We start from the raw sequence: 21346 nt of genomic DNA, 5'->3' as shown, positions 1-21346 counted from the left end.
AGGCCTCCTATGCGACGACCGGACGGCGCGCCGCGATGGATGCCCGCGACGCGCGGGCGATGCGGGTCGGGAATCGAGCGACGACGCTCAGCTCATGTGCCACTTCTGCAGGATCTGCTGCAGCGTGCCGTCGGTCTTCATCTTGCGGATCGCGCCGTTGAGCTGCTCGAGCGTCGCTGTATCGCCCTTGCGCACGATGAAACACACCTGCCCCTTCACGACGCTCTGGTATTCGGGCACGAGCCGCACCTGGCGATTGACGCCGTGCTCGATCTGGTACGCGACGATCGGCTGGTCGGCGAAGCCGGCCTTGATGCGCCCGAGCGCGACGTCGCGCATGATGTCCGCGATCGAATCGTAGGTCCGGACTTCCTTGAAGATGCCCTTCTTGTTGAGCGCGTCGACGAACGCCGTGCCGACCTGCGCGCCGACCACCTGGCCCTTGAAATCGTCCATCGACGTATAGCGGCCCGGGTCGTCGGCCTTCACGATCAGGCCTTCGCCGAACGAATAGACGGTGTCGGAGAAATCGACGACCTGCTGGCGCGCCGGCGTCTTCAGCATCGCGGCCGAGATGATGTCGATCTTCTGCGTGGTGAGCGACGGGATCAGCGCCGAGAACACGGTCTGCTGCACGTCGACGCGAAACCCGGCCGACTTCCCGGCCGCGGTGATCGCATCGACCATCATCCCCTGGATCGAATTGCTCTTGACGTCGAGAAACGTGAACGGCACGCCGGTGGCCGTCGCGCCGACCTTCAGCGTGGGCTCGGCCGCAACGGCACCCGCCGATGCCGTGGAGAGTGCGATACAGGTGGCGAAACCGGCGGCCAGTGCGCCGAACCGCTTGATGAACGGAACCATGGTGACTCCTCCTCGAATAATCCGGGCGCCGGCCGGTCGCTAATCGACGCTGCGACGATGACTTGATCTTAAAACGAATCAAAAATATCGCAAATAGATTTTTGCGTATCGATATTCGATACGATATGATGCGATATCGAATCGATCCCGCCCCTCGCCATGGACACGTCGCCCGACCAAGCAAACGATCTGCTGTTCAACCAGTCGCTGGAAAAAGGGCTGAACGTGCTGCGCGCGTTCAGCGCGAAGCGGCGCACGATGACGCTGGCGGAAGTGGCCGACGCGGCGGGGATGACGAAAAGCTCCGCGCAGCGGATGGTCTATACGCTCGAGAAGCTCGGCTACATCCGCAAGCATCCGGTCACGCGGCGCTACCAGCTCACGCCGCACGTGATGCGGATCGGCTTCAACTATCTCGCGGCCGATACGTTGATCGACGTCGCGAATCCGTTCCTGTCCGAGCTCACGAACCTGACCGGCGAAACCACCAATCTCACCGAGCCGGACGAGGATGAAATGGTGTACGTCGCGCGTTTCGTGTCGACGAAGTTCGTGCCGATCCACATGCCGATCGGCAGCCGCATCCCGATGTACTGCACCGGCTCCGGTCGTGCGTTCCTGAGCGCGTTGCCGCCGGAAGAAGCACGTATGCGGCTCGACGGCATGGCGCGCACGCCGCATACGCCGCGCACGGTCACGGCGCTCGACGATCTCGTCGCGTTGCTCGACGGCGCGCGGCGCGAAGGCTACGCGACCAACCAGGAAGAACTGTTCATCGGCGACATGTCGATCGCGGCGCCCGTGCTCGGCAGCCAGGGGCAGCCGGTCGCGGCCGTGCACGTGGTCGCGCCGACGAGCCGCTGGACGTTCGACGACGCGCGCCGCAAGCTCGCGCCGGCGGTAATCGACTGCGCGCGCGGGATCAGCAATTCGATCCGGACGCTTGAGTAGCGTCGATGAAATGGCATGCGGCGCGCCGTTGCATTGAAGTTCTGGAGGCAAGTTCGTGAGCCGGCCTCGGGCGAGGTTTGTACGACGCCTTCGCCACGGCCATCGTCGGTTGAAACGCGATGCACGCCAACGCGGCAGCGATCCGGACTCCCCTCATGACAGGCTCCAGAAATTTGCGCGATCGGTACGATGGTTTTGCCAGCCAATCCACTCCGAGACGGAATTGAGGCGTCAGCGTTGCATGCTCTTCCCGTACCCGCGCAACGCCCCCAGATACGCCACGTCGTGGATGAATCGCGGCGCTCGTCGATGCGTATTCGAGCCCTGGGGTAAGCCCGCTAGCGTGCAACCGCCTCCGGCGTGCTGACGGCTGCGATCGCTGTCGCTCGCCGCTCCGCCAGCTTCTGCGCAAGCCGGTACGCGACAAGCGAGCCCGCCACGGCCAGCAGCATGGGCACGAGGCTGTCGTGATTCGCACGCGTGAATTCGAGCATCAACACGACGGCCGTGATCGGCATCTGCATCGACGCGGCGAGAAACGCGGTCGCGCCGATCAGTGCGCATCCGCCGAGCGATGCGCCCGGCCACACCGCGCTCCACAGTCCGCCGAGCACGACCCCGAGCAACGCGCCGTTCGCGAGACCCGGCGTCAGCAGCCCGCCTTCCGCGCCGACCCGCAGGCTGCCGGCCTCGATCAGCACCTTCAGCACGAGCAACGTCGCGGCGAAACCGATCGTCAGCGTGCCGTCGAAACCGAGCGACGCCGGGCCCTTGCCGTTGCCGAGCAGTTGCGGAAACCCCATCGCAAGCACGCCGATCACCGCGAAATTGAGCAGCGCGAACACCGGCAGCCGCCAGTCCTTCGGCGCGTTCGCCCGCGCGCGGCTCGTGAGCCGCACGAAACCGTACGCGGCGAAGCCGAACAGCGGCCCGCAGACGATCGACCATGCGACGAGCGGCGTGCTCAGCACGAACGCCGGCACCGTGTACTGATGCTCGTTGCCGAGGCCGATCCACGCGACGACCGCCGCGATCGCGGACGTGACGACCGCCACGATCAGCGCACGCAATTCGAACGTGCCGAGCAGCACCTCGAGCACGAAGATCGCACCGCCGAGCGGCACGTTATAGACGGCCGCGAGCCCCGCGCCGGCGCCGCACGCGACCATCAGCCGGCAGTCGTCGGGCGTGAGTCGCGCCGCGTGGGCAAACCGCCCGGCGAGCAGCGAACCGATCTCGCGCGGCGCGACTTCGCGGCCGAGCGGCGAGCCGAGCGCGACGGTGACGATCTGCAACAGCGCATGAACCGTCGTGCTGACGAACGGCATCCGGGGATCGGCCGCGCGCACCGCGCGACGGATGCTGACGAGCGGCCGGCCATACCGGTAAAGCGCCCACCAGCCGCCGCCGGCGACGATCCCGCAGCCGACCAGCACCGCCAACCGGCGCAACGGCTCGGCCGCGGTCACGCCAGTGAGGAAGCTCTCCGGCCCGATCACGTGCGCCAGGCTGTAGCCGTACGCGAGGTGCTGGATCGCATGCAGCAGCAGCGCGAGAAGCATGCCGCCGAGGCCCGCGCCGAGGCCGGTCAGGACAGTGACGACAGCCATGCGCGCGAACGGACTGGCGGTCGGCGAAGCAGCAACGGGGGCGGACGGAAGATCGAGGCGCATGGGGTCGGCGAACGAAGAGGGAAAAGGACGGTGCGCAAAGGGGCACGCCGTCGTCAGGACCGAATCGTAGGCCCCGGCCTCTCATGAGACAAACGTATTTTTCGAATCGACTGATGTATTTTACGAATACTTGACGGCCAGCGGGCCACGACGGCCCGCCTTCCGCATCAATCCGGATACGTAATGCGCTCCGGTTCACGCCGCATGATGACTTCCCCGTGGCGCACCGACAGCGTGGCCTTCGCCTGCCGGCGCACGGCTTCGTAGTCGCTGTCCGCGTCGAGCACGACCAGATTGGCCGGCCGCCCGACCGCGATGCCGTAGCCATCGCCGAGATGCATCGTCGTCGCGCTGTGGTCGGTCACGAAGTCGAGGCAGCGCTGCAAATCCTGGTAACCCATCATGTGGCAGATGTGAAGGCCCGCGTCGAGCACGCGCAGGATGTTGCCGTTGCCGAGCGGATACCACGGGTCCTTGATCGAATCCTGCCCGAAGCACACGTTGATCCCGGCACGGTCGAGTTCCGCGACGCGCGTGACGCCGCGCCGCTTCGGAAACGTGTCGAAGCGTCCTTGCAGATGGATGCTCTCGGTCGGGCACGAGATGAAGTTCAGCCCCGCCCGCTTCAGCAGCCGGAACAGCTTAGAGCAGTATGCGTTGTCGTACGAACCCATCGCGGTCGTATGGCTCGCGGTGACGCGCGCCCCCATGCCGCGCACGCGCGCTTCTTCCGCGAGCACTTCGAGAAAGCGCGAATGCGGATCGTCGGTCTCGTCGCAGTGCACGTCGACGAGGCAGCCCGTGCGTTCCGCGAGATCCATCAGGAAGCGGATCGAGCTGACGCCCTGCTCCCGCGTGTTCTCGAAATGCGGGATCCCGCCGACGACGTCCGCACCGAGTTCGATCGCCTGCTCCATCAGTGCGCGGCCACCGTCGAACGATTCGATGCCCTCCTGCGGGAACGCGACGATCTGCAGGTCGATCAGCCCGCGCGCCTCGTCCTTCACTTCCAGCATCGCCTTCAGCGCGGCCAGCGTCGGATCGGTCACGTCGACGTGCGTGCGCACGTGCTGGATTCCGTGGTCGCGCAGCATGGCGATCGCCGCATGCGCACGCGCCTTCGTGTCCTCGTGCGTGATCGTCGCCTTGCGCTCGGCCCAGCGCTCGATGCCCTCGAACAGCGTACCGCTCATGTTCCACGCGGGTTCGCCGGCCGTCAGCACCGCATCGAGGTGGATATGCGGTTCGACGAGCGGCGCGATCGCGAGCCGGCCGCCGCCGTCGATATGGTCGGGGTTCGTCGACGCGACCGGTGCGATTTGCGCATCGATCCGCGCGATCTTGCCGGCATCGATGCCGATCGTGAACAGGCCGTCGCGGCCGCGCAGGCGTACGTTGAACAGGTTCATGGGGAGGCCTCTTGTCGTATGCGTTGACACGGCCGCGCGATCTGCGTCGGCGGCCGTGCGGTCCGGGCGACCAGTATGGAGGAAAAGCGGCGATGCGCGCACGTACCGCGCATGTTGCATCGACACGACAGCCGGGCCGCGCCGGACGGAAGCTGCGGGCCGGCCATCGCGCAGGAACCGCCGGCCGGCGCGGGCGCATCGCGTCGTGTCGGTTTTGTGAACGACTCTTGCACGATCCGGAACAGTGCGCTCGCGGCCGCTCGGCCCGTGCGCGCGACGCGCATTCCTATACTTGCGCCGAACTTTGGTTTCCCGTCCCACACGCAGGAGCTTGATGATGCAAAAAACCCTGATCGCCGGCGCGTGCGCCGCCGCCCTGTTCGCGCCGCTCGCCCACGCGCAGAGCTCGGTCACGCTGTACGGCCTGATCGACGCCGGCATCGCCTATACCAACAACGTGAACGGCGCGTCGCAGTGGCGCATGGCGACCGGCACGATCAACGGCAGCCGCTTCGGCCTGCGCGGCACCGAGGATCTCGGCGGCGGCCTGAAGGCGCTGTTCGTGCTCGAGAACGGCTTCAACGCGAACAACGGCGGGCTCGGCCAGGACGGCAAGCTGTTCGGCCGTCACGCGTATGTCGGCCTGAGCCAGGCCGGCTACGGCACGCTGACGCTCGGCCGGCAGTACGACACGATGGTCGACTTCGTCGCGCCGCTGTCCGCGACGTCCGGCGATTTCGGCGATGCAGGCTTCGCGCATCCGTTCGACAACGACAACCTGAACCACTCGCTGCGCATCAACAACGCGGTCAAGTACACGAGCGACACGATCGCGGGCTTCAAGGTCGGCGCGCTGTACGCGTTCTCCAACTCGGCGAACTTCAGCGCGAACCGCGCGTACAGCATGGCCGCGAGCTACACGAACGGCCCGCTGAAGCTGGCCGGCGCCTACCTGCAGATGAACGGCACGAAGGGCTCGACGAGCGCGAGCCCCGGCGCGACCGATTCGGCCGAAGCGAAGAGCCTGAACCAGGGCGGCTGGTCGATCGGCTCGGACCGCATGCGCACCTACGGCGGCGGCGTCAGCTACGTGTTCGGCCCGGCGACCGTCGGCTTCGTCTACACGCGTTCGCAGTACGACAACACGGGCGCGTTCGGCTCCAGCGGCCAGATCGCGTTCAACAACTATGACGTGAACGTGCGCTATGCGGTGACGCCGGCCATCAGCGTCGGCGCGGCCTATGTGTACACGGACGCCAGCGTGTCGAATCCCGACAGCAAACACGGCACCGACCCGAAATGGCATCAGGCGAACCTGCAGGCCGTGTACAAGCTGTCGCGCCGCACCGACCTGTACGCGGAAGCGATGTTCCAGCATGCGTCGGGCCGCGGCTACCAGGCGTTCATCAATACGTCGGGCGGCGCATCGAGCACCGCGAACCAGGTGGTCGGCACGATCGGCATGCGCACGCGGTTCTGACGGGCATCGCGCGACGTCGTCCGTATGCACGGCGCCCGTGTGCACGGGCGCCGTGCACACACGGGTCCGGCGGCCGCGGACGACGACGCCAATGTTGTTCCTTCTGGAACGCAGCCCTCCTGGAATCGGGGTGTTTGCACGCGGACTCGCTACGTAGACTGACGTCGAAGGTCGGCGCCGCGCACCGCGTGTCGATCCGGCCACCCACCCCTTATTCAGGAGAACCTCGTGAAATCGCTCGTCGTTACCGCCGCCGCTGCCGTCCTGCTTGCCGCACCGGCCCTGTCGTTCGCCCAGCAGGCGAAGTCGCCCGTCACGCGCGCGCAGGTGCTGCAGGAGCTGATCGATCTCGAATCGGTCGGCTACAACCCGGCGCGCGGGGAAGTCGGCAACTATCCGGACGACGTCCTCGCGGCGCAGGAACGACTGCAGGCGAAGCGTCTTGCCGAGCGGAAAGCGGCGCGGGCTGCGTACGGCCCGGCCGGCGAGCCGGCAACCGAATCGGGCGCGGCGGCCAAGCCCGCGCTGTGACGACGCGCGTCGCTCGCATCAAGCGTGCATGGCGAGCGACGTGGTTTTGGCATGGTCATGAAATGAAGCAACCCGCCGCGCGCCGATGCGCGCGCGGGGTCCAGGCGGCCTGCGCTCAGGCGGCCTGCGCTCAGGCGGCCTGCGGTTCGCGGCCGATCGCGTTCAGCATCTCGACGTCGCGCGCGATCATCGTCGGCACCTGCGCACGCAGCATCTCGACCCAGGTCCGCACCTTCGCATCGACGAAGCGGCGCGACGGGTACAGCGCATACACGTTCATCTTCTGCAGGATATGCGCGGGCAGCACGCGGACGAGCGTGCCGTCGCGTAGCGCGTCGATCGCCGAATACAGCGGCAGCATGCCGATCCCGATGCCGTCGCGGATCGCGAGCGCGAGCGATTCGGCGGTGTTGGTCTGCACCGGCCCGGCGACGTGGATCTGCTCGACGCCTTCGGGCCCTTCGAGCACCCATTCGTGCGTCGGAAACGCCGGCGTACACAGCGTCAGGCACGCATGCGCGGCGAGATCCTGCGGGCGGGCCGGCACGCCGTGCCGTTTCACGTAGTCGGGCGATGCACACAGAATGCTGAACGTCGAGCCGAGCAGATGCGACACGAGTTCCGAATCGGGCAGCGACGACGCGGTGACGACGGCCGTGTCGCTCGTGCCGTCGAACAGGTCGGGCATGCGCTGCGACAGCGACAGCTCGATCGACACGTCCGGGAATTGCGCGTGATAGCGCGTCAGCGTGGGCAAGACATAGTGATGACCGACGCTCGCGAAGCTGTGCATGCGCAGCACGCCGGCCGGGCGCTCGTGCGCGCAACTCGCCTCTTCTTCCGCGCGGTCGACGTCGGCGAGGATCTGGCGGCAGCGCCGCAGATAGCTTTCGCCGGCCGACGTGAGCGCGAGACGCCGCGTCGAGCGATTCATCAGACGGGTGCGCAAGCGCGCCTCGAGCTCCGACACCGCGCGCGACATCGCGCCCGTCGTCGAATTCAGCGATTGCGCGGCGGCGGTGAAGCTGCCCGTCTCGACGACGCGCGAAAACACCCGCATGTTTTGTAGGGTATCCATTCCTGTGAGCGACCTGTAGCGGAGCCGCCATTTTCCTCCACCGGATGCGACAGATTGTTACTCCGGCTGCAACTATCGTTTCCCCGCAGCTGCGTTAATGCGCGGGCGCCGCACTCCTACAATCGGCGCCTCACCAGTCGAACGGACCCGTTCGGACCCGCCGCGGCAGCTCGCGCGGTCGGCCTTGGGCCCTCTTTTCATGAAGCCACCACCTGCGATCGCGCGACCTTCCATCGAACCGGCACGATGGAGGCGATGGCTCGATCCGCTCGGCAACGCGGCGCGCGACTGGGCCACGACCGACGGGATGATCTGGCTGCACCTCGCGAAAACCGTGCTCGCGGCGCTGCTGGCGATGGGCATCGCGATGCGTCTCGAGATGTCGCAGCCGCGCACCGCGATGACGACGGTGTTCGTGCTGATGCAGCCGCTGTCGGGGATGGTGTTCGCGAAGAGCTTCTACCGCGTGCTCGGCACGGCGGCCGGCCTCGTCGGCGCGCTCGCGCTCGGCGGGCTGTTCGCGCAGCAGCCGGAGCTGTACATGGCCGGCATCACGCTGTGGATCGGCGGCTGCATCGCGCTCGCGGTACGCAACCGCCACTTCCGCTGGTACGGCTTCGTGCTCGCCGGCTATACGGCCGCGCTGATCGGCCTGCCGGCCGTGATGACGCCGCAGACGCTGTTCCAGTCCGCGCTCACGCGCGCCGCCGAAGTCGCCCTCGGCATCGCGTGCTCGGGCGCGGTCAGCGCGCTGATCCTGCCGTTGAGTTCCGCGAAGGCGCTGATGCGCTCGTTGAGCGCACGCCACGCGACGTTCGCGGCGTTCACGGCCGGCGCGCTCTCGGGCGACGTCGCGCGCGGCGATTTCGAGCGGCGCTTCGCCGATTTCGTCGACGATATCGTCGGCTTCGAAGCCAACCGCGCGTTCGCGTCGTTCGAGGATCCGCACATTCGCGCGCGCAGCCGCCGGCTCGCGCGGCTGAACAGCGAGTTCATGAACGCATGCACGCGGCTGCATGCGCTGCATCAGCTCGTCAAACGGCTGCGTGCGAGTCAGTCGGACGCGGTGCTCGATGCGCTGGCGCCGCACGTCGACGCGCTGGCGCTGCGCTTTGCCGCGTTACGCGACGAACGCCCGCGCGGCATCGCGCCGGCCACGGGCGCGCTGCTCGAACTGCGCCGCTTCCACGGTGCATTGCCGAAGGCCGCGCGCGCGTCGCGGCGGGCCATCGAGGACCATGCGGCCGGCGGCCTGCTCGACTTCGATACCGCGATCGAACTGCTGTACCGGTTCATCGACGAATATCTCGGCTACGTCGACACCTACGCGTCGCTCGATCAGGACGATCACGCGTTCGAGCGCTCGGTCACGCATTACGCGGTGAAAACCAATGCGTTCTTCGTCGGCTTCGCGTTCCTGCGCACGGTGGTCGCCGTCGGCGCGATGAGCGCGTTCTGGATCGCGTCCGAATGGCCGAGCGGCTCGCTCGCGGTGATCGCCACCGCGATCGCGTGCGCGCTCAGCTCGACGTCGCCGCGCGCGCCGAAGTTCGTCGCGCAAATGGGCGCGGGCGCGGCGTTCGCGACCGCGGTCGGCTATCTGTTCCTGTGCTACGTCTATCCGAACATCGACGGCTTTCCGCTGCTGTGCGCGGCGCTCGCCCCCGTGCTCGGCCTCGGCGCGTTTCTCGCGATGCGGCCCGGCCTGTCCGGCTACGGGATCGGCTTCGCGGTGTTCTTCTGCCTGCTCGCGGGCCCCGACAACACGATCGCGTATACGCCCGAAGTGCTGATCAACAACGGGCTGGCGGTCGTCGTCGCGATGCTTGCGTGCTCGCTCGTGTTCGCCGTCGTGTTCCCCACCCACATGCCCTGGCTGACCAGCCGGATCGCGCACGACTTGCGCCGCCAGGTGACGCTTGCGTGCGAAGGCGCGCCGGACGGCCTCGCGCAGCGCTTCCAGTCGAGCACGCATGACCTGATGGCGCAACTGCGGACGCTGCTGGTGCGCCGCACGCGGCAGCATCGCGATGCGCTGCGCTGGATGCTGTCGACGCTCGAGATCGGCCACGCGGTCATCGACCTGCGCGACGAGCTGCACGCGTTCGGCGCGGCGAAGCCGCCGCAGATGCTGCGCTGGACCGGGTCGATCGATGCGGTGCTGCTCGAACTGCCACGCTTCTTCGACGATCCGACGCCCGCCCGCCATGCGCGCACGCTGAAATCCGTGAATCTCGCGATCCGCGCGGCGCAGCACGCGCTGCAGGCGTGGTACGCGGTGCCCGACGCGCGGCGCAACATGCAGCGGATCGTCGGCTGCCTGCACTTCATGCGCAGCGCGCTGCTCGACAAGGACGCACCGTTCAACCGGCACCGCCATTGAAGATCGATGCGCGCGCAACGGGATCGTTGTTCCGGATGGAAATAAGCTCTCCAGGCGTGGTGATTAATCTTTAAGCAGTGCGAGCCTATAGTTTCCTCACTGCCAGCGAGACTGGCACTCACCCAGGAGAAACAAAATGAAGCCGCTGCACCTCGCCCTCGTTGCCCTGTCGCTCACCGCTGCCGTCGCCCACGCGCAGCCGGCGCCGGCAGACGCCGCACCGCAACAGGCGAACCGCGCCGAGGCCGTCAAGGCCGCCGGCCGCGTCGATCGTGCGCAATCGAAGCAGGAAGACCCGAACGCATGCGTCGGCCCCGTCAGCTTCTGCAACATCTACTTCGGCAGTTGAGCATGACGCCGCGTCGTCACGGCCATGCCCGCATCGCCCGCACCGCATGCATGACGTGCGCGGGCGAACGGCGGTCCGGCCGATCGCCGCATCGCCGCCCTGCACCACGCCGCTTCGATTGAAGCGGCGCTTGCCGTTTCAGGCGCCGCGCCCCGGCCGCCAGCCCACTTCGCGCAACGCATCCAGCAAGCGCGCCTGCCCGAGCCCTTCGACCCGCGCCCCGCGCGACTCGACGTCGCCGCCTGCAACCAACGCATTCACGATCGCTTCCTCCACCGTTTCCGCCGCCGCGACGAACAGCGCGGAAATATGGTCGTTGTTGACCATCCGCACGTCGGTGGTCGGCGTGCCCTTGCTGCCGTAATTCACGGCAGGCAAGCCGGCGTTGCCGGTCGCGAACGCGAGGAAGATGTCGCCGCTCGAATCCTCGGTGCCGCCGCCGACGCGGGCGAGCCCCACACTCGCGCGCTGCGCGAGACGCCTGCATTGATGCGGCAGCAACGGTGCGTCGGTCGCGATCGTGACGACGATCGAACCCATGCCGGCCTCGCCTTTCGCTTCGGCTTCGCGAAACGGCGAATGCACGTGCCGCAGCACTTCGCCGACCGGGTAGCCGGCCACGCGCAGCATCTCGCGCACGCCGTAGTTCGCCTGCACGAGCGCGCCGACCGTCCAGCCGCCCGCGTCGCTCGCCAGCACGCGCGACGCGGTGCCGATGCCGCCCTTGAACTCGTGGCAGATCATGCCCGTGCCGCCGCCCACGCCGCCTTCGGCGACCGGCCCCGGCTGCGCGGCGGCCAGCGCGCGCTGCACGTGCGCGGCGTTCACGTGCTGCCCCCAGATGTCGTTCAGCAGCCCGTCGTAGGTTTCCATCACGACCGGCATGCACCAGTACACGCGGCCGGCCGCCGCTTCGCGTTCGTTCGCGACCAACGCGTCGCGCACCGCGCCGACGCTGTGCGTGTTCGTATAGGCGATCGGCGTGGTCAGCAGGCCGGCTTCGCGGATCCATTCGAGCCCGGTCGCGTCGCCGTTGCCGTTCAGCACGTGCACGCCCGCGAAGCACGGCGAATCGTGCGCGGCGCCCGCGCGCGGCTCGATGACGGTGACGCCGGTGCGGATCGATGCGTCGCCGTTCGCCACGTTCAGCGTGCAATGACCGACCCGCACGCCCGCTACGTCCGTGATCGCGTTGAAGCGGCCCGGCGTGCCGAGTCCGATGCGGATGCCGAGATCCCTCGTGCGCATGATGTCATTCCTCCCGTCTTTCAATGATTCGGTGTAGCGGTGATACAGGGTGTCGACCCGATGCTCAGAGCGCACGGAATGCCGCGCTGTGGCGCGCCCACGCTGCGTACATCACGAGCGCCGCGACCAGCAGCCCGGCGATGATGATCAGGTCGGTCGGCTTCGTCGCCGTCGCGAGCGTCGTGTAGAGCGTGTATGCGGCGCCCGCCACAGCGACCAGCGGCGTCAGGGGCCACAGCGGCATCCGGTAATGATGCTCGACGTCGCGGCGCACGAACCGGCTCGCAAGCGCGGCCAGCCCGACGACGAGGTAGATCAGCAGCAACAGGTCGACCGTGAACGCGGTCAGCTCGTCGAGGCTCGACACGAACACGAGCCCGGCCGACGGGATCGCGAGCGCGATCGTCGCGAGCCACGGCGATTCGAGGCGCGGATGGATCGTCGAGAACGCGCGGTTGCAGGTGCGCGACCAGAGCGCATGCCGGCCGCTGCTGTACAGCAGGCGGCCCATCGCGATCACGATCGCGATGATCGCGTTGAACACCGACAGGAAGATCCCGCCGCTGATCACGCGCGACACGGCCGGATTGCTCAGCGAGCGCACGACATAGCCGATCGGATCGGCGCTCTTCGTCAGTTCCGTCAGCGACGGCGCGCCGAGCACGATCGCGGTGAGCGGCACCAGCTCGACGACGAGAATCACGAGCAGCGAATAGATCACCGCCTTCGCGACGTTGCGATTGCCGCCGCGCAGGTCTTCCGCGAGATAGGCCGCCGAGCCGAAGCCGTTGTAGCAGAAGATCGCGGTGCCGATCGCGGGCACGATGGCCGCGAGCGTGGCCGGCACGAGCGCATTGCCGCTCGCGACGACCGGTGCGATCAGCACTTCGGCGCCGCGATGCGGCGACCCGAAGCCGAGCCCGGCGATCAGCATCAGCACGCCGATTTCGACGACCAGGAACGCGCCGGTGATCCACGCATTCGTCTTGATATTCAGCATGCCGAGCAGATAGCTGAGCAGCACGATCGTCAGCGCGACCGACTGATTGCCGAAGTGCGTGCCGAGTGCGCTGTTCAGGTACGGCGCGGCGCCGCTGGCGAGCACGGCCGGGATGAACACGCTGACGGACAGCACCGTGATGAAGGTCAGGTAGCCGGGCAGCGTGCCGAACACGCGCTTGGCCATCACGTATTCGCCGCCCGCGCTGCGGTGCGCGGCGCTGAGTTCCGCATAGCAGAGCGCGAACGCCAGCGCGAGCACGCCGCCGAGCACGAACGACAGCACCGCGCCGCTGCCGGCCTGCTGGATCGCGAACGGCGCGATCACGAAGATCGAGCTGGCCGGGGTCACGCCCGATACGGTGATCATCACTGCGTCGCGCACGCTGAGCGTCTGCGACAGCGCGCGCGGCGCGTCTTCCGTTGCAGGCGCCGCTTGCAGCGTGCCCGTCGATTCCGACATCATCGCCATTTCGTGCTCCTTTGTTCCTTTGCCGCCTTTTTTTGAACACCCATACTCGGGCCCGATTGATTGCGTGGCAGTCTAGGAAGCCAATTTCAGGACCGCTATTCCCCCTTCGTGTTACGCCCTTCCGGTGGTGGTATGGATCGTCTCTTTTCCGAAATCGCGATGCATCAGGCGCTCGGCCGCGCGATCGACCATCTCGGCCAGCCGCGCTTCTGGCGGTTCCTCGTGCTGCTGCTCAATGAAATGACGCCGTTCGACAACGCGCTCGCGACCGCGATCGGCCGCGACGGCGTGCCGCTCGTGCTCGACGAATACGACACGGGCGGCACCGACTCCGCGTCGCCGGTGCCGCTTTACCTGAACGGGTTATATCTGCTCGATCCGTTCCTGCAGGCCGCGCACGACGGGCTCGCCGACGGCTGCTACCGGCTCGAGGAAGTCGCGCCCGACCTGTTCCGGCAGAGCGAGTATTTCCAGAGCTACTTCCGCGATGCGGTCGGCGACGACGAGATCCAGATCCTCGTGCGGCCGAATGCCGACACGCTGCTGTCGCTGTCGCTCGGTGCGGCGACGCGCTTCGACGTCGAGCCGCTCGGCAAGCTGACGGCCGCGATGCCATGGGTGCTCGCGGTCATCCGGCAGCATTGGCGGCTGGCGGGCGATGCCGCGCGCGCCGCGCCCGACGCGGACCTCGGCGCGCGCGTCGAGCAGGCGCTCGCGCGCTTCGGCGCGGGTGTGCTGACCGATCGCGAGATGGCGATCGCAAGAATGGTGCTGCGCGGCAATTCGTCCAAGGCAATTGCCGAACGGCTGGCGATCTCGCCCGAAACGGTGAAGGTGCATCGGCGGCACCTGTACGCGAAGCTCGGGATTTCTTCACAGCCCGAATTGTTTTCGCGGTTCATTCAGGCGCTGGGGGAAAACGACGCAGCCGGTTGAGCGGCGCGTGCGCCGTCGGCCGGCGACGCGCCGGCAGGCGGCCCTGCGCGGGCGGGGCGACGGCGAAACGTCGGCTTCGCACCGCGCGATTGCATTCACCTGCCCGATTCGACGAACCCGCCATCCGGTGCCGGATGCGGCACGTACCAGCCGAAATACACTTCGGCCTCGACGAGCCGGCCATCGCGAACGCGCAACCGTTCGGCGTTGCGGAACCGCCTGCCGGCGGTCGTCACGGCTTCGTACACGACGAACACGTATTCGCCGTGCACGGCGACGTCGACGAATTCGAAACCGGCGAGCATCGCGCTGTTCGGCCAGCAGCGTGCGAGATACGCATCGCGATCGAGCCGGTTGTCGAGCGGGCTCGTGAAATGGAAATCCGGCGCGATCAGCGCTTCGATCGCGTCGCGGTCCTTGTCGACATACGCGCGATAGCTGGCGCGCGCGACATCGCCTGGATCCTGAAGCATCGTCGTCCCCTCCCGGAAGGATCGGCGCGAGCCGGGCTCGCGCTGACGACGATATTCCGGCGGAATGCGCGCGATGTCATCCACGCAAACCCGTATCCGGGTCGTTGCCGCCGCAACGCACGCGCGGCTGGGGCTCGGGGACGGATGCCGAATACCCGGGCACGACGACGATCGTCGCGCCGTTGCGCACTGCGTGCGCGCCGCCGATATGCCCCCCGATCTTCTCGCAGCACCGCCAAAAACCGCCTATCGTGAATAAGGCGCTCCGTTTGCCGCCTTTCGCCCCGACGTCGCTCGCGGGGGGCGGCGACGGCGCCGTGCTCCGGCACCATTCATCGCGATTCCGGCGCACGCTCGCCCGTGCACGCAATCGCGGCCGCCCACCGGATTATCAGGAGGCACTCATGAAAGCCGCGCTGCTCGTCAGCTCCGCCCTGCTCGCCATTGCGTCAGCTTCGGCCACGGCCCAGGGTTCCATCACGAAGGAAGAAAACGGCGCACTCGTCGCCGCGAACGGGATGACCGTCTACTCGTTCGACAAGGACAAGCCCAACGCCGGCACCAGCGCCTGTTCAGGCCCATGCGAAACCCTCTGGCCGCCGTACAAGGCCAGTGCGACCGACGTACCGGTCGGCCCCTACACGATCGTCAAGCGCGACGACGGCAGCCCGCAATGGGCGTACAAGGGCAAGCCGCTGTACTTCTACTCGAAGGACATGAAACAGGGCGAACGCAACGGCGACAACTTCAAGAACGTGTGGCACGTGGTCGCGCCTTGAACCTGCTGTCGACGCGTTCCGCGCGTTTCGCCGGGACGTAAAAAAGCCCGCCTCCGATCGTCGATCGGGGCGGGCCTCGGCGGCGCCTTCTTACGTCGCGCCGGCTGCATGTTGCCGGCGCGCGCGTCGACTCAGCGGTTCGACGGGAAGCTGAACACCGTCCCTTCGCGCACGCCGGCCGACGGCCAGCGCTGCGTGATCGTCTTGCGCTTCGTGTAGAACCGCACCGCATCCGGGCCGTACGCGTGCAGATCGCCGAACAGCGAACGCTTCCAGCCGCCGAACGAGTGATACGCGACCGGCACCGGCAGCGGCACGTTGATGCCGACCATGCCGATCTGGATGTTGTCGCTGAAGTAGCGCGCCGCCTCGCCGTCGCGCGTGAACAGGCACGTGCCGTTGCCGTATTCGTGCGCGTCGATCAGCGCCATCGCGTCGTCGAGCGACTTCATGCGGATCACGCCGAGCACCGGCCCGAAGATCTCGTGCTGATAGATCGGCATGCCGGGTTTCACGTTGTCGAACAGGCACGGGCCGAGGTAATAGCCGCCGTCGTGGCCGTCGACCTTCACGCCGCGACCGTCGACGACGAGCGTCGCGCCCGCGGCCACGCCCGCTTCGACGAAACCCGTCACCTTCTCGAAATGCTGCTGCGTGACGAGCGGGCCCATGTCGACGCCCGCGCCGTTGCCCGGGCCGACCTTCATTTTCTCGATCTCGGCCTTCAGCCCCGCGACGACCTGGTCGCCCGTGTCGTCGCCGATCGCGACGACGAGCGGAATCGCCATGCAGCGCTCGCCGCACGAGCCGTACGCGGCGCCCATCAGCGCGTTCACCGCGTTGGGGATGTCGGCGTCCGGCATCACGACCGCGAAGTTCTTCGCGCCGCCGAGCGCCTGCACGCGCTTGCCGTGCGCGCAGCCGGTCGAATAGATGGTTTCGGCGATCGGCGTCGAGCCGACGAAGCTCACCGCCTTCACGCGCGGATCGGTCAGGATCGTGTCGACCGCTTCCTTGTCGCCGTTCACGACGTTCAGCACACCCGGCGGCAGGCCGGCTTCGAGCGCGAGCTCGGCCATGCGCAGCGTCGACGACGGCGTGCGCTCCGACGGCTTCAGCACGAACGTGTTGCCGCACGCGACGGCCATCGGCCACATCCACAGCGGCACCATTACCGGGAAGTTGAACGGCGTGATGCCGGCGGCCACGCCGAGCGCCTGGAACTCGCTCCACGAATCGATCGCGGGGCCGACGTTCTTGCTGTGCTCGCCCTTCAGCAGTTCGGGCACGTAGGACGCGTATTCGACGTTCTCGATCCCGCGCTGCAGTTCACCCATCGCGTCGGCAAGCACCTTGCCGTGCTCGGCCGTGATCAGCGCGCACAGTTCTTCCGCATGCTCCTCGAGCAGCGTCTTGAAGCGGCTCATCACGCGGGCGCGCTTCAGCGGCGGCGTGTTGCGCCAGGCCGGGAACGCGGCCTGCGCGGATGCGATCGCCGCTTCGACGGTCAGCTTGTCGGCGAGCGCGACGCTCTTGTGCGATTCGCCGGTGGCCGGGTCGAACACCGGTTGGACCCGGCTGCCGCCGTCGACGCGCTTGCCGTCGATCAGGTGGCCGACGGTGGAAGTCACATTGCTGTCGTGTTTCATCGTTCAGGCTCGTTCGTGAATTCGGTTGTCGCTTGGAACGCGCGCGGGCTCAGTCCACTTCGTTCAGTGCGTCGGACAGCGCGTTGACGAGGTTGTCGATCTCGCGCTTCTCGGCGATGAACGGCGGCGCGAGCTGGATCGTGTCGCCGCCGTAGCGCACGTAGAAACCCTTCGCCCAGCAGCGCATCGCGATCTCGTACGGGCGCCGCGCCGGCTCGCCCGGCAGCGCGGCGATCGTCAGGCCGGCGGCCAGCCCGTAGTTGCGGATGTCCGCGATGTGGCGCTGGCCCTTCAGCCCGTGCACGGCCGCCTCGAAATGCGGCGCGAGATCGCGCACGCGGGCCACCGCATCTTCCTTCACCAGCAAGTCGAGCGCCGCGACGCCGGCCGCGCATGCAACCGGGTGCGCCGAATACGTGTAGCCGTGCGGAAACTCGAGCATGTACTCGGGGCCGCCCGCGGCCATGAACGTATCGTAGATTTCCTTCGTCGCGATCACGCCGCCGAGCGGCTGCACGCCGTTCGTCACCTGTTTCGCGAAGTTCATGATGTCCGGCACCACGCCGAAGGCGTCGGCGCCCGTCATCGCGCCGGCCCGGCCGAAGCCCGTGATGACCTCGTCGAAGATCAGCAGGATGTCGTGCGCGGTACAGATGTCGCGCAGGCGCTTCAGATAGCCCTTCGGCGGCACGACTACGCCCGCCGAACCGGAGAACGGCTCGACGATCACGGCCGCGATGTTCGACGCGTCGTGCAGCGCGATCAGCTCGAGCAGGCGGTCGGCCAGTTCCGCGCCGTGTTCGGGCATCCCGCGCGAGAACTTGTTCTCGGCCAGTTGCGTATGCGGCAGGAAATCGGCGTCGAGGCCCTGGCCGAACAGCTTGCGGTTCGGCCCGATCCCGCCGACCGAGATACCGCCGAAGTTCACGCCGTGGTAACCCTTCTCGCGGCCGATCAGGCGCGTCTTCGTGCCCCTGCCTTTCGCGCGCCAGTACGCGCGGGCCAGCTTCAGCGACGTGTCGGCCGCTTCCGAGCCCGAGCCCGTGAAGAACACGTAGTCGAGGCCGGCCGGCGTCAGTTCCTTGATCTTGTTGGCCAGCTCGAACGATTTCGGGTGGCCGAACTGGAAGGCCGGCGCGTAGTCGAGCTGGGCGACCTGGCGGCTCACCGCCTCGACGATTTCCGTGCGGCCGTGACCGAGTCCCGTGCACCAGAGGCCTGACAGGCCGTCGAAGATCTTGCGGCCTTCGCCATCGGTGTAATACGCGCCCTTGCCGGACACGATCAGGCGCGGATCGGCCTTGAACTGGCGATTGGCCGTGAACGGCATCCAGTGCGCGTCGAGCCATGCGGCGTCGGTGCGGAGGTTCGTGTCGTCGTGCTGGGCGGTGGTGATGTCGGTCATGTCGGTCGGCGCGGCGCGCCCCTCCTTCTCGTATTGATATTGCGCATTGTCGGGACGCCAATTAGTCTTTTGAATATCGCAATATCAATGTTCACTTGCGCAATGATGCAAGCAAAGAAACCGAAGAGCCGCGCGCTGCTCGGGCAGCTCAGCGACATGGATCTCCGCCTGCTGCGGGTCTTCAAGGGCGTCGTGCAGTGCGGCGGGATGGCGGCGGCCGAACTGGAGCTGAATATCGGCATCTCGACGATCAGCCGGCACGTGAAGGATCTGGAAACGCGGCTCGGCCTCGTGCTGTGCCGGCGCGGCCGTGCGGGCTTCACGCTGACGCCCGAGGGGCAGACGGTCTACGAGGAAACGCTGCGGCTGCTCGCGTCGATGGAAGCGTTTCGCAGCCGGATCGACGGCATTCACGACAAGATGGGCGGAGAACTGCACATCGCGGTGTTCGACAAGACGGCGACCAACCCGCATGCGCGCCTGGGCGACGCGATCCGCCAGTTCGCGGACGAAGCGCCCGACGTCGCGCTGAACCTGCACGTCGCGTCGATCAACGAGGTCGAGCGCGGGGTCATCGACGGCAGCTACCACGTCGGGATCATTCCCGCGCACCGCAACTCGGGCAGCCTCGTGTATTCGGCGCTGTTCGACGAACGGATGCTGCTCTACTGCGGCCGTCAGCATCCGCTCTTCGACGCACCGCACGGCAAGCTCACGTGGACGACGATCCGCCACCACGCATTCGCGGGGCTCGGCTTCCATTCGCCGAACATGGAGCTGAGCCACCGCGCAAAGCTCACGCGCAGCGCGACCGCGTCGGACCAGGAGTCGATCGCGACGCTGATCCTGTCGGGCCGCTATCTCGGGTTCCTGCCCGATCACTACGCGGAGAGCTTCGAAAACAAGGGGCTGATGCAGCCGATCGCGCCGCACCGGTTCAATTACCGGTGCCGGTTCGTGAGCCTGCTGCGGCGCTCGCCGCGGCCGTCGCGGGCAGCGCTGCTGTTCCAGTCGTGCCTCGAAGCCGCGCATGCGGCGGTGTTGCCGGCGGCTTAGCCGGCGGCTTCGGTTTCGGTTTCGGTTTCGTTCAGGCCCCGTCGTCGGCCGCGCGCGGCCGCGCCCGCCCGCGCGTGACGAAATGGGTCGCGACGAGCGCCGCGGCAAACCCGGACGCCGCGCCGACGCCGAGCGCCCAGCGCGGGCCGAGATGGTTCGCGACCCAGCCGGCCACCGGCGCGCCGATCGGCGTGCCGCCCAGCGCGACCGCGAGGCGCAGCGCCATGACGCGGCCGCGCATCGCCGGCTCGGTGGAGAGCTGCATCAAGCTGTTCGTGGAATTCATGAAGGTGATCGCGGCGATGCCGGTCAGCACCAGCGCGGCGGCGAACGACCAGTAGCCGGGCGCCAGCGCCGCGAACGTGCAGCCGAGCCCGAACAGCGCCGCGCCGATCCACAGATGACGGAACCGCGGCTGCTCGCGGCGCGCGGCGAGCAGCGCGCCCGAGATCGTGCCGACCGCCATCATCGACGACAGGAAGCCGAACCCGCGCGCATCGACGTGAAACACGCTGGCGGCCATCGTCGAAATGAACAACTGGAAATTGAGCCCGAACGTGCCGATCAGGAACAGCATCACGAGGATCGCGGTCAGGTCCGGGCGGCGCCACACGTAGCGGAACCCGTCGAGCAGGCTGCCGCGCGAGCGGCCGGCCCGTACGTTCGCGCGCAACTCGTCTTCCCGAAGCCGCGACAGCGACGCCAGCACCGCGAAGAAGCTGAGCCCGTTCGCGAAAAACGCCCAGCCGGTGCCGACCGATGCGATCAGGAAGCCGGCCGCCGCCGGGCCGACCATCCGCGCGGCGTTGAACGACGTCGAATTGAGCGCGACCGCGTTCGCAAGCTCGCGGTCGCCGACGAGTTCCGCGACGAAGGTCTGCCGCACCGGCGCGTCGAACGCCGACGCGCAGCCGAACAGGAATGCGAACACATACACGTGCTCGAGCCGCACGGCGCCGGTGACCGTCAGCACGCCGAGCACGAGCGCCAGCGCACCCATCAGCGCCTGCGTGGCCATCAGCAGCTTGCGCTGGTCGAAGCGGTCGGCCGCGTAGCCGGTCCACGGCAACAGCAGCAATTGCGGGCCGAACTGCAGCGCCATCACCGTGCCGACCGCCGATGCGTCGTGATGCGTGAGCTGCGTGAGAACGAGCCAGTCCTGCGCGGTGCGCTGGATCCACGTGCCGATGTTCGACACGAACGACCCGATCGCCCACACGCGATAGTTGAAGCTGCGAAGCGAGCGGAACACGCCCGCGGCCGACACGCTCATCGCCGCTCCCGGTCGGGCGCGTTGCCGCCGTGCAGTTCGCCGAAATGCCGCGCGAGGAACAGCCCCAGAACGAGGATGCCGAGGCCGAACGCCGCCGCGTCGGCCGTGATCTTCAGGTCGAAATCGCCGATCCGGCGCACGAGTGCATAAGCGACGACGAGGTTCACGACGCCCCACACCACGTTCACGGTGGACGACGACAGCCCGCGCCCGGGCGGATTCGCGAACGGCGTCTGGAACGGCTCGCCGCGCAGGCCGCTGACGAGATGCGGCACGGCGTTCGCGAGAAACGCGCCGCAGAAGAAGTACGACACGAGATGCAGGAAGTTCATGGGCGG

19 protein-coding genes are annotated in these 21346 nt (G+C 67.5%); 8 read left to right on the top strand and 11 right to left on the bottom strand.

The window, feature by feature from the left end; genetic code table 11:
• Positions 1-87: 87 nt before the first annotated feature.
• The gene (locus CFB89_RS22185) at positions 88-864 is read right to left on the bottom strand and encodes an ABC transporter substrate-binding protein (RefSeq protein ID WP_089469746.1); all 777 of its coding nucleotides are present in this window, start codon (positions 862-864) and stop codon (positions 88-90) included.
• Between the two features lie 159 nt (positions 865-1023).
• Between CFB89_RS22185 and CFB89_RS22180 the strand changes: the two genes are divergently transcribed.
• Positions 1024-1815, top strand: coding sequence for an IclR family transcriptional regulator (locus CFB89_RS22180; RefSeq protein ID WP_089469745.1), 792 nt, complete (start codon positions 1024-1026; stop codon positions 1813-1815).
• 338 nt (positions 1816-2153) lie between these two features.
• On the opposite strand, the gene CFB89_RS22175 is transcribed toward CFB89_RS22180, so the two are convergent.
• The gene (locus CFB89_RS22175) at positions 2154-3488 is read right to left on the bottom strand and encodes a chloride channel protein (protein WP_089469744.1); all 1335 of its coding nucleotides are present in this window, start codon (positions 3486-3488) and stop codon (positions 2154-2156) included.
• 167 nt (positions 3489-3655) lie between these two features.
• Positions 3656-4897 (bottom strand): cytosine deaminase, encoded by a 1242-nt coding sequence (gene codA / locus CFB89_RS22170; RefSeq protein ID WP_089469743.1) that lies wholly within the window; start codon positions 4895-4897, stop codon positions 3656-3658.
• A gap of 337 nt (positions 4898-5234) precedes the next feature.
• On the opposite strand from codA, the gene CFB89_RS22165 reads away from it, so the two are divergent.
• Together CFB89_RS22165 and CFB89_RS22160 are read left to right on the top strand one after the other, a co-directional pair.
• On the top strand, positions 5235-6377 hold the full coding sequence (locus CFB89_RS22165; protein WP_089470571.1) for a porin: 1143 nt from the start codon (positions 5235-5237) through the stop codon (positions 6375-6377).
• Positions 6378-6605: 228 nt separating this feature from the next.
• Positions 6606-6908 carry a DUF4148 domain-containing protein gene (locus tag CFB89_RS22160; protein ID WP_089469742.1) on the top strand — a complete coding sequence of 101 codons (303 nt, stop codon included), beginning with the start codon at positions 6606-6608 and terminating at the stop codon, positions 6906-6908.
• A 130-nt stretch (positions 6909-7038) separates the two neighbouring features.
• Here CFB89_RS22160 and CFB89_RS22155 read toward each other — a convergent pair whose 3' ends face one another.
• Positions 7039-7986 (bottom strand): LysR family transcriptional regulator, encoded by a 948-nt coding sequence (locus tag CFB89_RS22155; protein ID WP_089469741.1) that lies wholly within the window; start codon positions 7984-7986, stop codon positions 7039-7041.
• Positions 7987-8185: 199 nt separating this feature from the next.
• Between CFB89_RS22155 and CFB89_RS22150 the strand changes: the two genes are divergently transcribed.
• Positions 8186-10369, top strand: a complete 2184-nt coding sequence (locus CFB89_RS22150; protein ID WP_089469740.1) for an FUSC family protein — start codon at positions 8186-8188, stop codon at positions 10367-10369.
• 136 nt (positions 10370-10505) lie between these two features.
• Entirely contained in the window at positions 10506-10718 is a 213-nt protein-coding gene (locus tag CFB89_RS22145) for a hypothetical protein (protein WP_069616510.1), read from the top strand.
• Between the two features lie 138 nt (positions 10719-10856).
• Here the strand turns inward: CFB89_RS22145 and CFB89_RS22140 are convergent, their stop codons facing one another.
• On the bottom strand, positions 10857-11966 hold the full coding sequence (locus CFB89_RS22140) for a P1 family peptidase (protein WP_089469739.1): 1110 nt from the start codon (positions 11964-11966) through the stop codon (positions 10857-10859).
• A gap of 64 nt (positions 11967-12030) precedes the next feature.
• The gene (locus tag CFB89_RS22135; RefSeq protein ID WP_089469738.1) at positions 12031-13437 is read right to left on the bottom strand and encodes an APC family permease; all 1407 of its coding nucleotides are present in this window, start codon (positions 13435-13437) and stop codon (positions 12031-12033) included.
• 132 nt (positions 13438-13569) lie between these two features.
• On the opposite strand from CFB89_RS22135, the gene CFB89_RS22130 reads away from it, so the two are divergent.
• Positions 13570-14373: a helix-turn-helix transcriptional regulator gene (locus CFB89_RS22130; protein WP_089469737.1), complete on the top strand. Its 804-nt coding sequence runs from the start codon at positions 13570-13572 to the stop codon at positions 14371-14373.
• A gap of 95 nt (positions 14374-14468) precedes the next feature.
• Here the strand turns inward: CFB89_RS22130 and CFB89_RS22125 are convergent, their stop codons facing one another.
• Positions 14469-14846 (bottom strand): nuclear transport factor 2 family protein, encoded by a 378-nt coding sequence (locus tag CFB89_RS22125; protein ID WP_089469736.1) that lies wholly within the window; start codon positions 14844-14846, stop codon positions 14469-14471.
• Between the two features lie 404 nt (positions 14847-15250).
• Between CFB89_RS22125 and CFB89_RS22120 the strand changes: the two genes are divergently transcribed.
• Positions 15251-15625: a hypothetical protein gene (locus CFB89_RS22120; RefSeq protein WP_050010995.1), complete on the top strand. Its 375-nt coding sequence runs from the start codon at positions 15251-15253 to the stop codon at positions 15623-15625.
• 131 nt (positions 15626-15756) lie between these two features.
• Here CFB89_RS22120 and CFB89_RS22115 read toward each other — a convergent pair whose 3' ends face one another.
• Entirely contained in the window at positions 15757-17274 is a 1518-nt protein-coding gene (locus CFB89_RS22115; RefSeq protein ID WP_089469735.1) for a CoA-acylating methylmalonate-semialdehyde dehydrogenase, read from the bottom strand.
• A 49-nt stretch (positions 17275-17323) separates the two neighbouring features.
• Positions 17324-18679 carry an aspartate aminotransferase family protein gene (locus tag CFB89_RS22110; protein WP_089469734.1) on the bottom strand — a complete coding sequence of 452 codons (1356 nt, stop codon included), beginning with the start codon at positions 18677-18679 and terminating at the stop codon, positions 17324-17326.
• Positions 18680-18784: 105 nt separating this feature from the next.
• Between CFB89_RS22110 and CFB89_RS22105 the strand changes: the two genes are divergently transcribed.
• The gene (locus CFB89_RS22105; RefSeq protein WP_069616503.1) at positions 18785-19735 is read left to right on the top strand and encodes a LysR family transcriptional regulator; all 951 of its coding nucleotides are present in this window, start codon (positions 18785-18787) and stop codon (positions 19733-19735) included.
• Between the two features lie 31 nt (positions 19736-19766).
• On the opposite strand, the gene CFB89_RS22100 is transcribed toward CFB89_RS22105, so the two are convergent.
• Both CFB89_RS22100 and CFB89_RS22095 read right to left on the bottom strand, forming a co-directional pair.
• Positions 19767-21008 (bottom strand): MFS transporter, encoded by a 1242-nt coding sequence (locus CFB89_RS22100; RefSeq protein WP_089469733.1) that lies wholly within the window; start codon positions 21006-21008, stop codon positions 19767-19769.
• Positions 21005-21340, bottom strand: coding sequence for a hypothetical protein (locus CFB89_RS22095; RefSeq protein WP_089469732.1), 336 nt, complete (start codon positions 21338-21340; stop codon positions 21005-21007). The genes CFB89_RS22100 and CFB89_RS22095 overlap by 4 nt, the downstream gene beginning before the upstream one ends.
• Between the last annotated feature and the right edge of the window lie 6 nt (positions 21341-21346).

It is taken from the genome of Burkholderia sp. AU16741 (genome assembly GCF_002223345.1).
In the GTDB taxonomy this organism is placed as follows: Bacteria; Pseudomonadota; Gammaproteobacteria; order Burkholderiales; family Burkholderiaceae; genus Burkholderia; species Burkholderia sola.
This window is presented reverse-complemented; position numbering and strand designations above follow the sequence as displayed.

What these genes read in the sequence shown, in the direction of transcription:
- CFB89_RS22115 (WP_089469735.1), bottom strand. Translation starts at nt 17,274, where the DNA reads ATGAAACACGACAGCAATGTGACTTCCACCGTCGGCCACCTGATCGAC.
- CFB89_RS22105 (WP_069616503.1), top strand. Translation starts at nt 18,785, where the DNA reads ATGCAAGCAAAGAAACCGAAGAGCCGCGCGCTGCTCGGGCAGCTCAGC.
- CFB89_RS22135 (WP_089469738.1), bottom strand. Translation starts at nt 13,437, where the DNA reads ATGGCGATGATGTCGGAATCGACGGGCACGCTGCAAGCGGCGCCTGCA.
- CFB89_RS22175 (WP_089469744.1), bottom strand. Translation starts at nt 3,488, where the DNA reads ATGCGCCTCGATCTTCCGTCCGCCCCCGTTGCTGCTTCGCCGACCGCC.
- CFB89_RS22165 (WP_089470571.1), top strand. Translation starts at nt 5,235, where the DNA reads ATGCAAAAAACCCTGATCGCCGGCGCGTGCGCCGCCGCCCTGTTCGCG.
- codA (WP_089469743.1), bottom strand. Translation starts at nt 4,897, where the DNA reads ATGAACCTGTTCAACGTACGCCTGCGCGGCCGCGACGGCCTGTTCACG.
- CFB89_RS22150 (WP_089469740.1), top strand. Translation starts at nt 8,186, where the DNA reads ATGAAGCCACCACCTGCGATCGCGCGACCTTCCATCGAACCGGCACGA.
- CFB89_RS22140 (WP_089469739.1), bottom strand. Translation starts at nt 11,966, where the DNA reads ATGCGCACGAGGGATCTCGGCATCCGCATCGGACTCGGCACGCCGGGC.
- CFB89_RS22130 (WP_089469737.1), top strand. Translation starts at nt 13,570, where the DNA reads ATGGATCGTCTCTTTTCCGAAATCGCGATGCATCAGGCGCTCGGCCGC.
- CFB89_RS22145 (WP_069616510.1), top strand. Translation starts at nt 10,506, where the DNA reads ATGAAGCCGCTGCACCTCGCCCTCGTTGCCCTGTCGCTCACCGCTGCC.
- CFB89_RS22110 (WP_089469734.1), bottom strand. Translation starts at nt 18,679, where the DNA reads ATGACCGACATCACCACCGCCCAGCACGACGACACGAACCTCCGCACC.
- CFB89_RS22095 (WP_089469732.1), bottom strand. Translation starts at nt 21,340, where the DNA reads ATGAACTTCCTGCATCTCGTGTCGTACTTCTTCTGCGGCGCGTTTCTC.
- CFB89_RS22120 (WP_050010995.1), top strand. Translation starts at nt 15,251, where the DNA reads ATGAAAGCCGCGCTGCTCGTCAGCTCCGCCCTGCTCGCCATTGCGTCA.
- CFB89_RS22185 (WP_089469746.1), bottom strand. Translation starts at nt 864, where the DNA reads ATGGTTCCGTTCATCAAGCGGTTCGGCGCACTGGCCGCCGGTTTCGCC.
- CFB89_RS22180 (WP_089469745.1), top strand. Translation starts at nt 1,024, where the DNA reads ATGGACACGTCGCCCGACCAAGCAAACGATCTGCTGTTCAACCAGTCG.
- CFB89_RS22155 (WP_089469741.1), bottom strand. Translation starts at nt 7,986, where the DNA reads ATGGATACCCTACAAAACATGCGGGTGTTTTCGCGCGTCGTCGAGACG.
- CFB89_RS22100 (WP_089469733.1), bottom strand. Translation starts at nt 21,008, where the DNA reads ATGAGCGTGTCGGCCGCGGGCGTGTTCCGCTCGCTTCGCAGCTTCAAC.
- CFB89_RS22125 (WP_089469736.1), bottom strand. Translation starts at nt 14,846, where the DNA reads ATGCTTCAGGATCCAGGCGATGTCGCGCGCGCCAGCTATCGCGCGTAT.